18 protein-coding genes are annotated in these 19,311 nt (G+C 34.5%); 15 read left to right on the top strand and 3 right to left on the bottom strand.

Annotated features, from left to right (window positions below):
• The first annotated feature begins 156 nt into the window (after positions 1-156).
• The 7 genes from arfA to AQ616_RS15235 all read left to right on the top strand — a co-directional run bounded on the left by arfA (position 157) and on the right by AQ616_RS15235 (position 7,969).
• Positions 157-1,674, top strand: a complete 1,518-nt coding sequence (arfA, locus tag AQ616_RS15265) for an arabinosylfuranosidase ArfA (RefSeq protein WP_069686167.1) — start codon at positions 157-159, stop codon at positions 1,672-1,674.
• Positions 1,675-1,982: 308 nt separating this feature from the next.
• Entirely contained in the window at positions 1,983-2,963 is a 981-nt protein-coding gene (locus AQ616_RS15260) for a carbohydrate ABC transporter permease (RefSeq protein WP_017795399.1), read from the top strand.
• Position 2,964: 1 nt separating this feature from the next.
• A complete protein-coding gene (locus AQ616_RS15255) occupies positions 2,965-3,807 on the top strand; it encodes a carbohydrate ABC transporter permease (RefSeq protein WP_017795400.1) in 843 nt (280 codons plus the stop codon).
• A gap of 18 nt (positions 3,808-3,825) precedes the next feature.
• The gene (locus tag AQ616_RS15250; protein ID WP_017795401.1) at positions 3,826-4,458 is read left to right on the top strand and encodes a YesL family protein; all 633 of its coding nucleotides are present in this window, start codon (positions 3,826-3,828) and stop codon (positions 4,456-4,458) included.
• Between the two features lie 26 nt (positions 4,459-4,484).
• Positions 4,485-5,687, top strand: coding sequence for a sn-glycerol-1-phosphate dehydrogenase (locus AQ616_RS15245; RefSeq protein ID WP_017795402.1), 1,203 nt, complete (start codon positions 4,485-4,487; stop codon positions 5,685-5,687).
• Positions 5,677-5,931, top strand: coding sequence for a DUF6171 family protein (locus tag AQ616_RS19950; protein WP_017795403.1), 255 nt, complete (start codon positions 5,677-5,679; stop codon positions 5,929-5,931). The genes AQ616_RS15245 and AQ616_RS19950 overlap by 11 nt, the downstream gene beginning before the upstream one ends.
• A 307-nt stretch (positions 5,932-6,238) precedes the next feature.
• Positions 6,239-7,969, top strand: a complete 1,731-nt coding sequence (locus AQ616_RS15235; protein ID WP_069686166.1) for an amidase — start codon at positions 6,239-6,241, stop codon at positions 7,967-7,969.
• A 326-nt stretch (positions 7,970-8,295) separates the two neighbouring features.
• On the opposite strand, the gene rsgA is transcribed toward AQ616_RS15235, so the two are convergent.
• Positions 8,296-9,351, bottom strand: coding sequence for a ribosome small subunit-dependent GTPase A (gene rsgA, locus AQ616_RS15230; RefSeq protein WP_026133685.1), 1,056 nt, complete (start codon positions 9,349-9,351; stop codon positions 8,296-8,298).
• 313 nt (positions 9,352-9,664) lie between these two features.
• On the opposite strand from rsgA, the gene AQ616_RS15225 reads away from it, so the two are divergent.
• From AQ616_RS15225 to AQ616_RS15210, 5 genes are all read left to right on the top strand, one after another.
• Entirely contained in the window at positions 9,665-10,180 is a 516-nt protein-coding gene (locus tag AQ616_RS15225; protein ID WP_069686165.1) for a GNAT family N-acetyltransferase, read from the top strand.
• Positions 10,180-10,332 (top strand): hypothetical protein, encoded by a 153-nt coding sequence (locus AQ616_RS19650; protein WP_017795407.1) that lies wholly within the window; start codon positions 10,180-10,182, stop codon positions 10,330-10,332. Before AQ616_RS15225 ends, AQ616_RS19650 begins: the two co-directional genes overlap by 1 nt.
• 126 nt (positions 10,333-10,458) lie before the next feature.
• Entirely contained in the window at positions 10,459-10,659 is a 201-nt protein-coding gene (locus AQ616_RS15220; protein WP_069686164.1) for a hypothetical protein, read from the top strand.
• A gap of 13 nt (positions 10,660-10,672) precedes the next feature.
• Entirely contained in the window at positions 10,673-11,155 is a 483-nt protein-coding gene (locus AQ616_RS15215) for a DinB family protein (protein WP_017795409.1), read from the top strand.
• A 16-nt stretch (positions 11,156-11,171) separates the two neighbouring features.
• Complete coding sequence (locus AQ616_RS15210) at positions 11,172-11,831, top strand: HAD family hydrolase (protein WP_069686163.1); 660 nt, start codon at positions 11,172-11,174, stop codon at positions 11,829-11,831.
• 419 nt (positions 11,832-12,250) lie between these two features.
• On the opposite strand, the gene AQ616_RS15205 is transcribed toward AQ616_RS15210, so the two are convergent.
• Positions 12,251-12,823, bottom strand: coding sequence for a TetR/AcrR family transcriptional regulator (locus AQ616_RS15205; protein WP_017795411.1), 573 nt, complete (start codon positions 12,821-12,823; stop codon positions 12,251-12,253).
• Positions 12,824-12,976: 153 nt separating this feature from the next.
• On the opposite strand from AQ616_RS15205, the gene AQ616_RS15200 reads away from it, so the two are divergent.
• The 3 genes from AQ616_RS15200 to AQ616_RS15190 all read left to right on the top strand — a co-directional run bounded on the left by AQ616_RS15200 (position 12,977) and on the right by AQ616_RS15190 (position 17,524).
• On the top strand, positions 12,977-15,040 hold the full coding sequence (locus AQ616_RS15200) for an efflux RND transporter permease subunit (protein WP_069686162.1): 2,064 nt from the start codon (positions 12,977-12,979) through the stop codon (positions 15,038-15,040).
• Positions 15,027-16,850: a methyl-accepting chemotaxis protein gene (locus AQ616_RS15195; protein ID WP_069686161.1), complete on the top strand. Its 1,824-nt coding sequence runs from the start codon at positions 15,027-15,029 to the stop codon at positions 16,848-16,850. The genes AQ616_RS15200 and AQ616_RS15195 overlap by 14 nt, the downstream gene beginning before the upstream one ends.
• A gap of 131 nt (positions 16,851-16,981) precedes the next feature.
• A complete protein-coding gene (locus AQ616_RS15190) occupies positions 16,982-17,524 on the top strand; it encodes a ribonuclease FAU-1 family protein (RefSeq protein ID WP_017795414.1) in 543 nt (180 codons plus the stop codon).
• A 325-nt stretch (positions 17,525-17,849) separates the two neighbouring features.
• Here the strand turns inward: AQ616_RS15190 and AQ616_RS15185 are convergent, their stop codons facing one another.
• Positions 17,850-19,136 carry a helix-turn-helix domain-containing protein gene (locus tag AQ616_RS15185; protein ID WP_017795415.1) on the bottom strand — a complete coding sequence of 429 codons (1,287 nt, stop codon included), beginning with the start codon at positions 19,134-19,136 and terminating at the stop codon, positions 17,850-17,852.
• Between the last annotated feature and the right edge of the window lie 175 nt (positions 19,137-19,311).

Raw genomic sequence — 19,311 nt, 5'->3', positions numbered from 1 at the left:
GAGTAGGATGGTCATACCTGCTCTTCTTTTATGTAAAATAACAAAAATATTGAATTATAAGAAAAATGATGTATAATAACCATATTGCAACTTATACGTACAAATTAATAACTGCAAATGAAACCGTATACAAATATGGATTGAGGAGAGTGACATATGGTAAATCAATGGAAAGCGAAAATGTTATTGGATAAAAACTATAAAATTGGAGTGATTGATAAAAGAATCTATGGTTCATTTATCGAACATCTTGGTAGAGCGGTATACGGTGGGATTTACGAACCTAATCATCCAGAAGCTGATGAGCAGGGATTTAGAAAAGATGTTATTAATCTTGTAAAAGAATTACAAGTTCCGATTGTTCGCTATCCTGGTGGAAATATGGTTTCTGGTTATCATTGGGAGGATGGAATTGGTAATGCGAGTGACCGACCTAGACGACTCGAATTAGCCTGGAGAACAATTGAAACAAATGAAGTAGGTACAAATGAATTTATGGATTGGTCAAAAAAAGTACATGCTGATGTGATGATGGCAGTTAACCTTGGTACTAGAGGAATCGATGCAGCCCGTAATTTAATTGAGTATACAAACCATTCGCATGGAACTTACTGGAGTGATTTAAGGAGATCACATGGCTACGAAAATCCGCATAATATAAAAACTTGGTGTCTCGGAAATGAAATGGATGGGCCATGGCAAGTAGGGCATAAAACGGCAGTTGAATATGGAAGAATTGCACAAGAAACAGGTAAGGCAATGAAGCTTGTAGATTCATCAATCGAATTAGTTGCCTGTGGTAGCTCAAATACGGATATGCCAACTTTTCCTGAGTATGAAGCAACTGTATTAGATTTAGCTTATGACGAAGTAGATTATATCTCGCTTCATCAATACTATGGAAACAAGTCTGATGATACCCCTAACTATTTAGCAAAAAGTATGGATATGGACCACTTTATTCAGACAGTTATATCTACATGTGATTATATCAAAGCGAAAAAAAGAAGTAAGAAAAAAATCATGTTGAGTTTTGATGAATGGAATGTTTGGTACCATTCCAATGAAGCAGACCAAAAGGTAGAACCATGGAGTGTTGCTCCTCCTTTATTAGAAGATATTTACAATTTTGAAGATGCTTTATTAGTTGGAAGTATGTTGATTACACTTTTAAAACATGCAGATAGAGTGAAGATGGCATGTATGGCTCAACTCGTAAATGTTATTGCACCTATTATGACAGACAATCAAGGTTCTTCATGGAGACAATCTATTTTTTACCCATACAAACATGTTTCTGTGTTTGGGAGAGGTATCTCCTTACACTCAATAATAGATTCTCCTAAATATGATAGTAAGGACTTTACAGATGTCCCTTATATAGATAGCGCAGTTGTATATAACGAAGAAAAGGAAGAGCTTACTATTTTTGCTGTGAATAAACATCTAGAAGAAAATATAGTACTAGATGTCGATATACGTAGCTTTCAAGGTTACGAGTTAATAGAACATATCGTTCTTGAAAATAATGATTTAAAAGCGACGAATACCGTTCATCGTTCAAATGTTGTCCCTCATAACCAAGGGGAATCTGTTATAGAAGATGGAGAATTGCAAATTCAATGTACATCGGCATCATGGAATGTTATTCGGTTAAGAAAGAATCATGAATAACGAAATTGAATTGAAAATGAGTCAATTTCATAATTGCCAATTATTATTAAAAAAAAGAATTATTAGTAGTTATATATTATTGATCGGAATATAGGAACAACTTGATTTTGATTGGAATGGAAGGCGGCGACTCCTGGTCAGAACAGGGAGTTTGAAGATTCTCTCAGAAATTGTGTTCTTCTTTTACAAGTAAGCTAAAACCCAGTGTCTTCGGAAAGCGTCGTCTGCAATGGAGATCAAACAGCATCACATTCGGATTTCATATAAATTATCTTATTATGAAATTGGTTCAAATAGGAGGGAATAAAATGGAGTCAATGTCAAATTCTGAAGAACTCTCGCATCAAAAACCTGGATCTATTCAGAAAGGCAAACCACCAAAACCAAAAAAGCCAAACAATAAATTTCTCAATTTTATTAATTCGAGAAAAGTTGTACCATATTTATTTGTTTCGCCATTCATATTGTCTTTCTTGGTGTTAACGTTATATCCAGCAATACAAGGGATAACAATGAGTTTTCAGCAAATCCTCCCTGGACAAAATACATTTATTGGTTTTTCTAATTATGAACGATTGTTCAATCCAGTATTTTTCAAAGCACTTTCTAATACATCACTTTATGTATTATTTACTGTGTTGATTCTAACAGTACTACCATTGTTTTTAGCAGTGTTTTTAGATTCAAAATTTGTGAAGTTTAAGACTCTTTTCCGTGCCTCTCTATTTATACCTGCATTAACATCGACGATTGTCGGCGGTATGATTTTTCGGTTAATGTTTGGTGAACAGGATACAGCTGTGGCAAATCAAATTATTAATTTTCTTGGATTTGAGACCATGAATTGGAGATTTACAGCTTGGTCGGCTATTTTCTTAATGGTTATTTTAGCATCTTGGCGCTGGATAGGGGTTAATATTTTATATTTTCTTGCCGCCTTACAAAATATTCCACGAGAGTTATATGAAGCAGCTGAAATCGACGGTGCATCGAAATGGCAAAAACTTCGATTTATTACTGTTCCGCAATTAAAACCGATAATTATTTTTGTTAGTTCGATTACGATTATTAACGGATTTAGAATGTTTGAAGAGAGTTTTGTATTTTGGGAAGCTGGTTCGCCTGGAAATATAGGCCTATCGGTTGTTGGTTACATCTATCAAGAGGGAATCCGTCAAAATGATATGGGGTTCGGAGCGGCAATAGGGGTAGTTTTAATGTTGATAATTGCTGTTGTAAGTATGATTTACTTGATTGCAACAGGGGCCTTTAAGAAGGGGGATCAGTAAAATGGTAGAAAAAAGAAAGAATACAATACTTACATGGATAGGCACAATTAGTTTTACTATTATATCCCTTATAGCGTTATTCCCAATTATTAGTTTGATTATATCATCGTTTCGTCCATCTTCAGAATTAATGCGACAAGGAATATCTTTTAAAATCAATTTGAGTGAATTAAGTCTCGATAATTATACTTATTTATTTACTCAAGCAGGCGAATATTGGGCATGGTATGGAAATAGCTTGGTTATCTCAGCTTTGACCATCATTCTTTCATTATTCTTTTCTTCAATGGTTGGATATGCATTAGCAGTATATGATTTTAAAGGGAAAAATTTATTCTTTGTCTTAGTTTTATTAATACTTATGATACCTTTTGAAATTTTGATGCTACCTCTCTATCAGCTTATGATAAATACACAATTAATTGATACTTATTTTGCGGTTATATTACCAATGGTGGTGGCTCCAGTTGCTGTATTCTTCTTTAGACAATATGCGTTAGGATTACCAGTACAGTTAATGGATGCAGCTCGAATTGACGGAAGCACCGAATATGGCATTTTCTTTAAAATAATGTTGCCTTTAATGGGTCCTTCCTTAGCAGCAATGGCAATTCTGCAAGGTTTATCAAGCTGGAATAACTTTTTATGGCCGTTATTGGTACTCAGATCTAACGATATGTTTACGCTTCCTTTAGGATTAGCTACTTTACTTACACCATATGGAAATAATTATGACGTACTTATTGTTGGATCAGTCTTAACAATTATACCAATTGTAATTTTGTTTATTTTCTTCCAACGTTATTTTATTGCAGGATTAACGACCGGTGGAGTAAAAGGTTAAAGACAAAGGTGGAGATATATGATGTACTCTGGTGGTTTGATACATTCAATCGATCGAATTTTTGTTTGGATTTCTAAAGCAGCGTTACTCCAGCTAATTTGGTTATGGTATACCATTGCTGGATTAATAGTTTTGGGTATATTCCCTGCGACGATTGCTGCCTTAGGAATAGCTAGAAAATGGCTGCAAGGAAATGACGATATTCCGATTTGGAAAACATTCAAACAAATATATGTTGATGAGTTTAAAAAATCAAATGTATTAGGATGGGTGCTACTTACGGTAGGAATAGTTCTATATTTAAATTTCAAAGTCATAGAGAGTTATCCAATGAATTTGCCAATAGTAGTACCATTTTCATTTTATTTGATTATACTTTTTTATTTTATCGTATTTGTTTGGTCCTTTCCGCTGTTAACACACTATAATACTTCTGTTTTAAAACTGTTGAAGATTGCTTTTATTATCGGAATCTCAAAAATTCATGTTTCTCTATTGATTATGATTAGTTTATTTTCCGTTGTATATGTTTCATTGCAATTTCCTGCATTTTTATTTTTGTTCTTTTCTAGTTTAATTGCAGTAGTGTGGATTTGGTTCTCCTTACGTGTTTTTAAGAAGATGGATAAAGAACAAACGAATGAGATGTAACGATTTAAAACTATTGGAGGGATAGTATGGTAAGCTTAGAAAAAATCAATATTCTTGCTCAAAATTTAAATTTGGAACATGTCGAATTACCGTCTATTTTTCTTGGTCAAGGAGTAATAAAGGAAATAACGGAGTATTTAAAACAAAAAGAGTTCCAACATATTACGATTGTTGTAGATAACAATACGTATGAAGCTGCAGGTAATAGAATTAAATCAAATGTAATAAATGAAGGAATTGAAGTCAATGTAGTGGTTCTGACAGACAATGAACATCAACAAGTTATTGCTGATGAACAAACGTTGGTGGAACTTTTTACAAAAACATCAGTGTATACGGATGTGTATATTGCTGTTGGATCCGGTACTATTCATGATATTACTCGTTTTTGTGCTTACTATATGAAACTGCCATTTATATCCGTGCCGACTGCTGCATCTGTCGATGGATTCACATCGAAAGGGGCACCTGTCATCTTGAAAGGAGTGAAGAAAACACTTCAAACTTCCTCACCGATAGCAGTTTTTGCAGATACAAACATTTTAGCAAACTCTCCAAAAGAACTTACAGCAGCAGGATTTGGGGATATGATTGCAAAATATACATCGCTGATAGATTGGAAGATTTCAGCATGGATAGCAAATGAACCATATAATCAACAGGCTGCAGATATTACAAAAGCTTCTTTACAACTTTGTGTAGATCACCGTGAAGAAATCGCGGACCGGAGCAGTTATGGATTGGAAATCCTAATGAAAGCATTAATTGAATCTGGATTAGTTATGCTATTATTGAATTATTCTCGACCAGCTTCCGGAGCTGAACATCATCTGTCTCATTATTGGGAAATGTCCTTATTAGAAAAAGATAAAAAACAACTATTACATGGAGCAAAGGTTGGGGTCGCTAGTACGATTATTATCAATGAATATAAGAATGAATTGGCAACAAAAAGTTTCGATTCATTTATTGGAACAACTTTTGAACAACAACTAAAGCAACATTGGCCAGAGATAATGACTCTAATAGATAAGCTACCTTCAGTAAAAGAAGTAGCTGAGATGTTATCACTTGTTCATGGACCTTCAACGGTTGAAGAATTAGGATTAGAGAAAGAGTTAGTACTAGAAAGTCTACAGAATGCGCACACGTTGCGAGAAAGATGTACAGGTCTCTTTCTATTAAATACATTATCAACTCATAATCGGATAATAGGTTATGAGTTGTAAAGGCTGCAATAGGAAAACTGACTTTTCCTCAATTCAAGTGGATGAACTTGTAAAAGAACAGCTTGCTTTGGAAGAGGATTTAGTTGATGACGCAATATTTGAACATAGACTAGACAAGTGTAATCAATGTACAGCCTTGCTCAATCAAACCACTTGCAGTTATTGTGGTTGCTTTGTAAAGTTTAGAGCGCGATTAGCTTATAAAACATGTCCCTATCCATCTGGAGGAAAGTGGGATATCTGATGTTAGGTTTGGGAGGAATAGAGATGGAAAAACCTCTTATAATTGCGATATCTTCTGTTTCAGGCCAAAACGTATTTAGTTAACAGAACAGTATCAATTATTGACATAGGAAAGAAGTTATCTAAATTTATTTGATAGCTTCTTTTTGTGTATTATAACTCATGAGTAAAAATAAGAATTCGTTCTATTAGCTTATTTTTTCCATTTTATGTAAGGAAATCTGACAAACTCCTAGATATCTATTTGGATAAAGATATGATTTTAGTAGAATCATTCTTTCAAAATAGATTTACAGGAGGCGGAAACCATGAGAATTAAAGCAATGATGAACAACACTGTAGCGATCTTTGTACTTTCATTTACACTACTGATAGGAGTTGCCTTTACTCCTACTGTTTTCGCAGAAGAACAATTCAGCCTTGAAGAGATTACTGTTAAGGAGTTAAAGCAGGGCTATCAAGATGGTGATTTTACAGTAGAAGAAGTAGTAGCGGCATATTTAGAAAAAATTGAACAATATGAGAATACGTACAATGCATTCACATTTATGAATGAAGATGCATTAGATCAAGCAAAAGAAATGGACCAACGAATACAGAGCGGGGAAGCTGAAGGCGAACTTGCAGGGGTACCAATTGTAATAAAAGAAGCAGTAGATGTAGCTGGTTTTCCTTCCACTTTTGGATGGGAAGGTTTTAGTAAAGCGAATGGGGGCGTTGAAATTATGCCGGAGGTGGACGCACCTATTGTACAGGAGTTAAAAGAAGCTGGAGCTATTATTTTAGGTAAGACAAATATTCCTGCATTTAGTGCTTCTGGAACAAATGCTAGTTCAAGTTGGGCAGGAGATACTTATAACGCTGTTAATCCTAAATTTGCACCGGGTGGAAGTAGTTCGGGTACAGCAACAGCGATTTCTGGTAACTTCGCAGTTCTAGGTATTGCTGAAGAAACTGGTGGATCGATTCAAAATCCAGCAGCCGCTCAAGGTATTGTAGGGGTGAAACCGACGTTTGGTTTGGTTACTAGTGCTGGTACAACACCTTTAGCAGCTAATACTAGGGATGTATTAGGTCCACATGCTAGAACAGTGGAAGATGCTGCAGCGATGTTGGATGTGATTGCTGGGCAAAATGACCAGGATGAAAATACAGAGCAAGCGGTTATTCCAGAAGAGGGTTACTCAAGCAGTCTTGATGCTTCAAGTTTAGAAGGAAAGCGTCTAGGAGTTTATGGTGACGGTTGGCGTGATGAAGAACTTTCTAAAGAGACTCAAGAGATGTATGATCGTGAAATCAAAGAGTTAGAAGCACAAGGAGCAGAGATTGTCGAAGACCCATTTGCTAATTCGGGATTTAAGGAGTTTGTGGAAGAGTCAGGAAATATCGGATACGATGCACTAGTAAGTGATATGCAAAGCTATTTGGATCGTATGGACCTAGACGGGAATATGCCCACAATATCAGAAATATTTAATCAAGTAGAAGAAGTCCCTTGGGCGGAAGGTGGCCCTCTGAATCACTTTAAAGAAGAGCGCGGAATTAATTTTGAAGAGGATTTAAAAGACCCTTACGAAGTACCAGACCAAAATGAATTTGAAGAGGTTAGAAATAAGTATATCGAAATAATAGATCAAGTTATGGAGGAAAACGATTTGGACGGTTTCGTTTATCCTCAAATGTCACAAGAAACACCTCTTTTGCATGATGAAGAGGGAAGCATTGAAGCAACAACAGTATCAGAAATTAACATAAGTGGGTTACCACTTGTGACAGTTCCTGCAGGTTACTATGAAAGTGGATCACCATTTGCATTAGCATTCTTCGGTAAACAATGGAGTGAAGCAGAATTATTAGCTATGGCGTATGATTATGAGCAAGCTACGCAACACCGTGAAGCACCTGCACTACAAGAAGGTGAAGAACTGCCTCAAACTGCTACAAATAACTTAAATTATGTTATGTTCGGAGCAATGATTATCGTAGTGGGTGTTATATTACTCACAAGCAAAAGAATAGCTATAAGAAGAGCGAACTAAGTAGCTGTTACTAAGACTAGGGATGAGAGAAGAGATTAATTTATAGATAAAGTGAACTTGATTCAGGAAGAATCCTGTGCGCAATATGTGGAGTAGGCTTTTGAAAAGTGTAACAAAAATATACCCCACTCATCACTAGGAAAGTTGGCGAGACCCTATGCAATTATAGAAGGGGTTGGCCCAATCGAATTTTAAGAGAGATTATGTCTAGCGGTTGTCATACCTGTTTCAAATGGATTAAAACCGTATAGCAAATCCTAAGTTATTAGGATAGCTATACGGTTTCCCGTCTTTAATGGGGCATCACCACGGAATAAAGTTTCATTTTATCTTTTCTTTTTATGCTGCATGCTGATTTTCTTCCACTTCTTTTTTTCTTCAGAAGCTAATTTTGCATTTTGTTTTCGTTCGATATAAGCTAACTCACGTTGTAACTTAAGATAACTATTCCAACGCCCTTCATCAAGATCACCCGTTTGCAAAGCTTCTTTAACTGCGCAGCTTGGCTCCGTATCATGTTTGCAGTCTGTAAATCTACATTCAGCTATCAAATTATTAATATCTGAGAAAGTATGGCTTAATGTATCGCCATCTTCTGTCCATAATTGTAATTCTCGCATTCCGGGAGTATCAATAATTACCCCGCCAGTTGGTAAGATAAATAATTCTCGATGTGTAGTGGTATGCCTACCGCGTTTATCATCTTCTCTAACAGATCCCGTCTTTAGAACTTTTTCCGTCAAAAGTGCATTAATAAGTGTAGATTTCCCAGCGCCTGAACTTCCAATTAAGACGACAGAATCATCCTCGTGAATATTGGCCAAAATGTTTTCCTTGCCTTCTTCAGTAGTCGCATTCCATTTGAATATTGGAATACCAAAAGCAATACTGTCAGCATGTTCAATGTTTGTATCAATATCGCTGGCGAGGTCTACTTTCGAAAATATAATACATGGTGAGGCTCCGCTCTCCCAAACAGCAGTTAAATAACGTTCTAATTTCCGTTCATTTAATTTTTCATCCGCACTAATGACAATAAATACTTTTGTAACATTACTAGCAACGATTTGTGCGTCTGTCTTCAAGCCAGCAACCTTTCGTACAATACTACTAAATCTAGGTAGCACTTTATCAATAATTACGATATCATTAGAGTCTTTTTCTTGTAAGGTCACCCAATCTCCAACTGCTGGATAATCTTCTCTAGAGATAGCTTCATGTCGCAATTTTCCTTTTATTACTGCGGGTTTGGAACCATTTATCGTCTGTAAGATGTATCGTTCTTTTTGTTCCGTTACTACACGAGCTAATAGATCCATTTGTCCGTTATAATTGATTTCTTCTCGATATGCATATTTTTGTTGAAATTCGTTCAAGTTCATTTCCTCCTAGTGTTTTGTTGACATAAAAAAATTCGGATAGGCACTCGCCAACCGAATAAGACAAAACACTAGAATAAACATGTATAAACAATTACATGTTAATGGGCGTCCGGCGTATAGGTAGGCAAGTGCATAAGAAAAATACGATAATTTACATTTATCATTTTCATCACACATCACCTTCCTCCACATTATTTTCATTCATCATACAACAATTTCGGAATAATGTAAAGAAAATATAGAAAAATTAGGCGATTATACTGATTTTTCATGGTAAAGTAAAAGAACGAGAATAAATTAAAGGATGATTCTAATGGAATATGTTTTACTAGAACCTTTAAAGTTAGAGGATGCATATGAACTTCTTTCATTTGAAAAAGAAAATAAAGATTATTTTGAGAGGTTTGTCCCTTCAAGAGGAGAGGACTTTTATGACCATTATAGCTTTATGCACCGTATGGAAAATTTAATTAAAGAGCAAAAGGCTGGAATTGGAATTTACTTCTTAATTAAGAATAACCATGGAAATATTTTAGGGCGTATCAATGTTGCTGAATTCGATAGAGAAAGTGGGCATGGAATTCTGGGTTATCGAATTGGGAAACTATACATAAAACAGGGAATTGCTAGTAAAGCTCTACAAATGTTATTAGATAATGCTGATACTTTAGCAATCCATAGTTTAAGCGCTCAAACTACGATAGAAAATAAAGGATCGCAAAAGGTATTACTGCGAAATGGTTTTGTAGAGGATACATCTGTGGCGAAGTATAAAGTATCGTTTAATAATACAACTGACGATTTAATTACTTATAGGTGGGTGCGGTAGTGTTAAGTGAACAGGATTTTAAAACTAAATTAAAACAATTGTATGATGAAGAAAAAATTAGATTAAAAGATAATGATTTAGAATATGTATTAATCCATATGCTACGTTATATCGGTAGTACGGACAGTGAACTGCGGGATAATCTTATTTAGTTATTAAGGGATGATTGCTTAAACAATTATGGTTGAAAATCCTTATATAGATGATGAAGAAGTAAGACTTTCTTATATACTTCCAATATTATTAAAAAAAGAATCAGGAGAGAATATCATTTTAAATTGGCTCGATGGGATCAACAAAAAGTAGAAATGTTGATAGCTGGAAATAAACAAAGTAATAGGTCTTATCGACTTAAGTGGAATGTTATCAATTTTTATAAAGCAGCATATTTCTTTTTGAATCAAAAAAATTTATCCGTAAATGTACAGGAGAAACTGTTGGATTACATACATGAATGGTATGTGAAGGCCTACAGTTAATGGAGGAAAAGATTTGTTAAAGTTCTTTGAGTATAATTGGCAAGTTCGTGACGAGTGGCTTAATTGGTGTGAAACTCTACCTGAAGATGAGTTGTTTAAAAGAAGAGTCGGTGGAGTAAATAGTATTCATTATACGTTATTTCATATTATTGAAGTGGAGTATAGTTGGCTCAGAGCCATTCAAGAGAAGCAAGATGTTCCGATAAACTATAAAGACTATTCATCTATTGCGTCATTACAATCCTTATCAAAAGAATGTCGGCTTGAAATAGCTAGTTTCTTCGTCGACAATCCTACTTTTGATAGTAACAAACAAGTTCAGCCAGAATGGGAAAAAACAAGCCTATCCATACAAGATATCTTATACCATATCATTGTTCATGAAATTCATCACATTGGTCAATTATCTATCTGGGCGCGGGAAATAGGACTAGAACCTGTCTCTGCTAATTTTGTTGACAGGGATATGATTCAAGTATCACATTATTTGGAATAGAGGGAAGTGAACAAGTTTGATAAAAGCGGTCCTATTTGATTTGGATAACACATTATTAGACCGAGATGAATCCATTATCCGATTTATCGAGAGCCAATATAGTCGTATGAAATATATATTTATTGATATTAGTCAGTATTATTATGTCAATCGTTTTATCGAATTGGATAAACAAGGATATGAGCCCAAAGAGAAGGTATATAATGTGCTAACTCAGGAACTTTCCTTACCTGTTTTTGCTAGAGATTTACTTTATGAAGACTACATGAATCATTTTCATCAATATTGCGTACCATTTTCCCATATAATTGATACATTGAGTAATTTGAAACAATCTGGATATCAATTAGGGATTATAACTAACGGGTTGACGGATTTTCAGTCGGCAAGCATTAAAGCTTTACGAATAGAAGGATTTTTTGACCTAATCCTTATATCTGAAAAAGAGAAAATAAAGAAACCAAACGCTAAGATATTTCAACGTGCTTTGAATCGGTTACAACTATCACCGGAAGAGGCAATATTTATAGGTGATCATTATGAAAATGATGTGAAAGCTGCGGAAAATGCAGGTTTACATAGCATATGGAAAATTAGAAATCAAGAAGTCGAAAGCCAATTTCCAACATTTAGCGATTTCACTGAACTCATTTTCATAATTGAGAAGCTACAGTAAAGAAGTGATTTATTATTTAAATTAGTAATGAAAGACTGCGTCCCCGTAAAAATAAAGAGCTGAAACTGAACTGATTGTTTCTGTAAAAACCGATGCCTGTTCTTTTTAAAATGAACGATAGAGGATAGGACATAATATAACGTTTTGTTTAAAAGACAAATGATATTTAGAATAAGCGAAAAAAATATACGGAGATACTTTGAAAATCAAAAAATATTTTCTGCGTGTGATGCAATGCTGTCGAGGTCTTCCTTGTCCTATAGGAGAGAGGCATAGGCGAGACCCCGGTGCATAAGCGTCTGAAGGCTCACCAGCCGCCTTAAGATAAGCGCAGTATATTTCTGAAGCGGGTTTTCAAAATCTATTCAGACGGGTTTAACTTTTGTGTAAAAACCTTTGTCTCAACTTCTTTTGTTATCCTATAAATTAGCATGTAGCATACCATTGTTGCTGACTTCTGTAATTATTTTAGTCATTTCTTCCGTTGACTCCTTCATTCCATCTTCTAGCCAACGCTCAATGACGTTAATACTACCACTAATCACATATAGACTAATATACTTGGAACGGGTTTTATTGGATATTATATGGTCATGAGTTAATGAACTCATGATATGCGACTGGGCAGCTTCCATTACTCTATGCTGAAAACCCTTGTTACCATGTTCACTAAAAAGAATTCGGAAATGCTCACTTCTATTAACTACATAGTCCAGTAAGTATTTTGCCATTGCAAACATTTCTTTTTTATTTTGATAATTATATTGCAGTAAACTTTGATCCAATTCTTCAATTATCTCTTCTTCAATATGATTAAGTAAATCATATTGATCCGTGAAATGGCTATAAAAAGTGGAGCGATTGATATCCGCTTGAGAACATAGTTCTTTAATAGTAATAGAAGAAATGGGTTTCTCATTTAAAAGTTCCATTAAACTGTTTTTTAATACCATTCGAGTATATTTTTTTCTTCGATCTAATTTCTTTTCCATATAAAAACCCTTTCATTTTGTGTTTTCCAACATTTTTCAGATAAGTGTTGTTAAAGTAACACAAGTTAAACAACTGTTTGTTGTGTAACTAACATCATGTATATATAATGTTAATGTAAAATCATTAAATCATCAAGATGTGGGGAAATTACATTGTCAAATATAATTATTCGATTTAAAAAATCTGTGGTCATTCTGTTCTTCGTATTAATGGTGATCTCAGCAGTTGCTTTCTTATTTGTAGATGTTAATTATAATATGCAAGATTATTTACCAGAGGATGCAGAATCAACTGTAGGATTAGACGTAATGGATGAAGAGTTTTCAAGCGGTGTTACTAATACGAATGTAATGATTGAGAATGTCACGATTCAAGAAGCAATAGACTATAAGCAAGAAATAGAGTCACTTGATGGTGTCACCGAGGTGTTATGGCTAGATGATGTCGTCGACCTGCGTGAACCAATCGAAGTGGCTGATACTGATACTGTAGAGAATTACTATAAGGATAATAAGGCACTTTTGGCTGTTACGATAGAAAGTGGTGAAGAAGTAGAAGCTACCGATCAAATTTACGAACTAATCGGTGAAGAAAATGCTATCTCTGGTGAAGCAGCGAATACAGCGACACAACAGAAGATGGCTGGTAGTGAAACAATGTATGCTGCAGCTTTACTAATCCCGATTATTGTTATCATACTTGTTCTATCGACAAATTCATGGTTAGAACCGGTATTTTTCCTAACTGCAATTGGTGTATCTGTACTGATTAACCTAGGTACAAATATCTTTGTAGGTGAAGTTTCTTTTATCACTCAATCGGTAGCGCCAATCTTACAACTAGCAGTCTCACTGGATTATGCCATATTCCTATTACATAGTTTCCAGGATTATCGTAATAGGGGAAATAGGCCTGAAGAAGCTATGAAACTGGCAATGAAAGAATCTTTCCCAGTTGTTAGTGCTAGTGCCTTAACTACTTTCTTTGGATTCACAGCTCTAATGTTTATGGACTTTGGAATTGGTGCTGATTTAGGATTAAGTCTTGTTAAAGGTATTTTATTGAGTTTCATTAGTGTCATGGTGTTTCTACCAGCATTAACATTATTATTCTATCCTTTGATTGATAAAACACAGCATAAATCACTTATTCCAAGTTTCAAAGGTGTAGGAAAGAAATTAATCAAATTACGAATTCCGGTATTTATTCTTATAGCACTGGTAATTGTTCCGAGTTTTCTTGCTCAAAGTAGTACTGAATTCACTTATGGTATGGGTGAGCAGCCAGAAAACACTCGCTTAGGTTCTGATATAAATCAGATTGAAGAGATTTTTGGAGAATCAACATCTGTCGTTCTATTAGTGCCAAATAATGATATTGGAAAAGAACAAGAAATGATACAAGAAATTGATACGATAGAACATGTAACATCTGTTGTGGGTTACGCTAATATGGTTGGAAGTACAATTCCACAGGATTATTTAGAGGAAAATGTAACCGAACAATTTCTTTCGGAAAACTACAGCAGAATTATTATTAATACTGACGTTGGTGCAGAAGGAGATGTACCATTTTCGTTAGTTGAAGAAGTTCGAAATGTAGCCTCCTCTTATTATGGAGATGAAGCATTAACGCTTGGAGAAAGTGTTGCGCTCTATGATATGAAAGAAACGGTCACGGCGGATAACAAATTAGTTAATATCCTTACAATTGTAACTATAGCAATTGTTTTGTTATTCAGCTTCCGTTCGATATCTATACCTGTTGTATTATTGCTGACTATACAATCAGCAGTATGGATTAACTTATCAGTACCATATTTTACAGATACCTCCCTCGTATTTGTAGGATATTTAATTGTGAGTACGGTACAATTGGCTGCAACGGTAGATTATGCAATTCTTTTAACCGAGACGTATAAACAAAATCGTAAAGATATGGCTGCCTTACCTGCCATTAAAAAGACGCTTGATGATAAATTATTCTCCATAGCGGTATCTGCATCAATATTGTCTAGTGTAGGATTTATATTGTGGTTAACATCATCAAATCCGATTGTAGGATCGATTGGTCTATTGCTAGGTAGAGGGGCGTTATTAGCCTTTATTCTAGTAATTACATTATTACCAGCATTGCTTGTTATTGGAGATAAGTTGATATGGAAGACTACACTCGGTACGAGAGTTTATAAGGAGGAAAAGCATGAAGATAATTAAATGGTTATGGCTTACACTAGCAATCTTTTTCTTTCCTGTATTGATTACAAATGCAGAAGCGAATACTTCTGATTCTAATGATATAGATAGTGAAAATACAGAAGCTGGAGAGGTTTCCAGTAAGAATGAAGTTATTTACGCAAATTTACAAGCCGGTGGAAGCTTGAAAGATATGTATGTTGTTAATGCTTTTGAATTATCAAAGCCTGGTTTGATTGAGGATTATGGTAATTATCAAGGTGTGAAAAATCTAACAGATACGTCACCTGTAGAACAGAATGATAATAAGATTTCGATGATAGCAGAAAATGATACTTTTTATTATCAAGGCAATATTGCTAAAGAGTTACCTTGGGCTTTTGATATCGCGTATTTTCTAGATGGTAAAGAAATGGAACCTAAAGAGATGATTGGTAAACCTGGAGAAGTTGAAATAATCATTGATGTTCAAGAAAATGATATGGATACATCTGCATTCTTTGAAAACTATATGCTTCAAATTTCATTACCATTGAATACAGATCACTTTCAAAAAATAGAGGCACAGGATGCAACCATAGCAAATGCAGGTAAGAATAAGCAAATTGCGTTCACCGTAATGCCTGAGGAAGAGGAAACGTTTTCCATTAAAGCACAAACAGATAATTTTGAAATAGATGGCTTAGAAATTTCTGCATTACCATCTTCTATGTCTATAGATAGTCCAGATACAGGTGAAATAACGAGTGAGTTTGAATCTCTAACGGATGCTGTTGGAGATATCGATGATGGCGTAGGAGAATTAAATAATGGCATAACTGGATTAGCTTCTGGATTGTCAGAACTAGAAAATGGCTCATCCCAATATAAAAATGGTATGGATGAATTGAACCAATCTAGCAGTCAATTAACAAATGCTTCGTCTCAAATCAATGATGCATTATCTGCGATTCAATCCCAAATAGGGCAAGCAAGCGGTGCAAGTGGATTAGAGCAATTGGAAGAATTAGAGACTGCTGTAACTGAAATGTCCGATGGATTAGAAGAATTAGCTAATGGCATGGATCAATTAGCTTCCAACTACAGTGACGCAAATCAAGCTTTAAAGAATGCAATTAACCAGATTCCTGACAGTTCAATTTCAGACTCAGATATTGAGGAGTTATACCAAAGTGGTGCAGATCAAGAAGTTGTTGATGAATTGGTAAAAACATACGAAGCAGCTCAGGCGGTAAAAGGAACGTTTGATTCAGTTGGAAAAGCGTTCGGTGCAATTGAACCTAGCTTAACTACTTTTAGTGAGTCTACAAGAGAAGTATCAGGTCATTTACGTGATTTAGGAGCCGGTTTAGAAGAATCTATGAATCAAGTGGATGTTGATGAAGGGCTGAATGAACTTACGTCTGGCTTAGAGGAAATGTCTGCTAATTACAGCCAATTTCATGATGGATTGATAGAATATACAAATGGTGTTAATGAATTAGCTAATTCATATGGTGATATTCATAATGGAATCGGTGAATCTGCTGACGGTGCAGACCAAATTGCTGATGGCGCTAGTGAATTAGAAGATGGTACTGGACAGCTTTATGATGCAACCTCAGAAATACCTGATGAAATGCAAGAAGAAATTGATTCTATGATTTCACAATATGATAAATCGGATTTTGATCCAATTTCATTTATTTCCGATAAGAATGATGAAATAACGGATTCGGTTGAATTTGTTATTAGTACGGACAGTCTTGTAAAAGAAGAACAAGAAAATACGGAAGAGGAAACTGAAGAAGATAAAGGGTTCTTAGAAAAATTAAAAGATTTATTTCGATAAAATATATATGAGGACTATCGAGTTTAATAGCTTGGTAGTCTTTTTTAGTTGAAGTGAGATGATGAATTACAGATGGTATTCAGAATTTTATAACATGAATAGTATAATGATACATAAAGGGGAGAACAAGATTGAAAAGAAAATATGGTGATCGAGGTAATTGGCAGAGGATTCTAGAGAGAAGATATGCTCAAGCCTACTTAAACGAAAAAGACTTTAAAGGATATATAACATTAATTCATATGAAAAAAGTGGCCCAACCGTTGGTTATTAATTATGAGCAAGGAGAACAATTGAGCATTGTTGAGGATGGCTATATGTGGTTACAACAATTTCCAGATTGTAAACATTTTGCTGTTACTACAACATTTGATGATAATGGTAATGTGAAGCAGTGGTACATTGATATTGCGTGGACTAATGGGGTGGAAGAGGGGATTCCATACGTTGATGATTTATATCTTGATATCGTTCATTTGCCATCCGGAGAAACGTTTATGTTAGACGAAGATGAACTAAAGGATGCCTTATTAAATAATGAAATTAATCACGGTATGTATGATTTGGCACGAGAGGAATCTAACAGAATACAAGAACAAATTAAGAAGAATTCATTTTCAATCTTATCATTATCATATGAACATATGGAGTATTTAAAACGTAGATTAGTCTAAACGGTTTGAGCAAACGTTTGATTTAAGTTGACATGGTTGAATAGGAGCAAGAAGTATGGGTAAAGCAGCATATTAGAATAGAGAGTGTGACAAAAGGACTTAATACTGAAAAACAACTACTTTACTACCAGTGAAGTGTGAAAAACATCTAGGAAACTCATCCAACAAAATTGAAAAATATCTTGAAAAATGAAAGGGAGTTTCCCAACTTAATTGTCTATAAATCTAATATTATCAATGATAAGATTAAAGTAGAAAAAGTAAACATGTGGTATTAGCATAAAAGCTTCCCCCCACTCACATGTTTACTCTTTTTATGTACAATCTATAAATCGCCAATATATTCAATGTTCATACGTTTTAATAGGTATTCTTGAGACATTTGAAAGTATATAGAAGCAAGCTTATACTTTCCTCTTGTTTTGAATCCATTAGCAAGCCATCCGGAATACTTTAAACAATGTCTCAGGTCTTGAATTTCATCAAAGTAATTAATTGCTGCAACTCCTACCTCTTCCGTTATATATTGATAATTGGCAAGGTCTTGATACACTTTCAAATGATACGTGTATTTTGGGTGAGCTTCCGGTGCGTCTTTTATTAAGGCAAATCCTTGATCTATCCAATAAGAAACCTTATCCCATTTCTCATATTTTGCATATTCAATTACGATAGAGAAAATGGTAACAAGTTTGTTGTTTGCTTTTTGTTTATAGGATAGGCTTTTTTTATAATATGGAATGACCTTTTCTGGCTGTAAATGAGAACTCAATGAACCTAGATTTTGATAAATTACTCCTTTTAAGAGTTCAACATCCTCTAACATTCGAGTTTCATTTGTCATTTTTAAAGCTAGCTCATAAGAATCGAGTGCTTCTTTAAGATTATTTCCTTTCTTATAAGCAATTCCAATTAACAGATAACAGTCAATGGTCCGGTTGATAATGAAGGCACGTTGAAAATACTTTAAAGAAAGTTTTCCGTATTCTATTGTATTAATTACTTCGTCACAGGAATTATATGCAATGGCAAGCATGTAGTGATGATCAGCTCTCTCCCATCCTTCTAGTACTATATCATCTGATACTACTAAAGCCTCTTTAAAACACTTTAAGGCTTGATGAATATCTGCATAAGTATGGTGAAAAATCGCTTTGCACTGTAAAAATAAAAATTTTTGATTTGGTGTAAAGTTGTCTTTTTCTTGTTCTAAGTATTCTAGATAAAAAGTACTACGTTCTTTGTCTTCAAAGAAAAGTGTTAATCGTAAAATCAGTAATTGCAGTTCTAAAAATGTCGTTTTACGGTAAATATTCTTTATATATTGCAGTTCATTTAATTTTTCTTCTATAAATTTGGATTCTCGATAAATTCGAGCTCGCTTAGAAATGGCGCGTATTTCCTCAATAAATGCATCCTCATTTTTTTCCTGATCGGAAAGCTCAATATTCAATTTTTGTAATAAAAGGTTAATGACCTCATCACTTGCTGTAGTGGTATTGTTTTCAATTTTACTTAAATAGGATGTGGAACAAATACCTTTTGCTAATTGAGTTTGTTTAATTTGCTGCTTCAGCCGTTCTAGTTTAATAATGTCCCCAATGTTATTCATAGTTCTCCCCCACATTGCACGTATCTATAAAATTGTTATTTTGTATATTAATTAGAATTGTCTGTTATTATTAGTTTAACGGTAATCTTATAATTGAACAATAAAAATAGGTAAATTTGTATAATTTTGAATGAAAAACCAATAAATACTCCTAGAGTAGTAGATTTTGGAGTGG

Origin of the sequence: Oceanobacillus sp. E9 (assembly GCF_001741975.1) — a bacterium.
Classification (GTDB): Bacteria; Bacillota; Bacilli; order Bacillales; family Amphibacillaceae; genus Oceanobacillus; species Oceanobacillus kimchii.
This window is presented reverse-complemented; position numbering and strand designations above follow the sequence as displayed.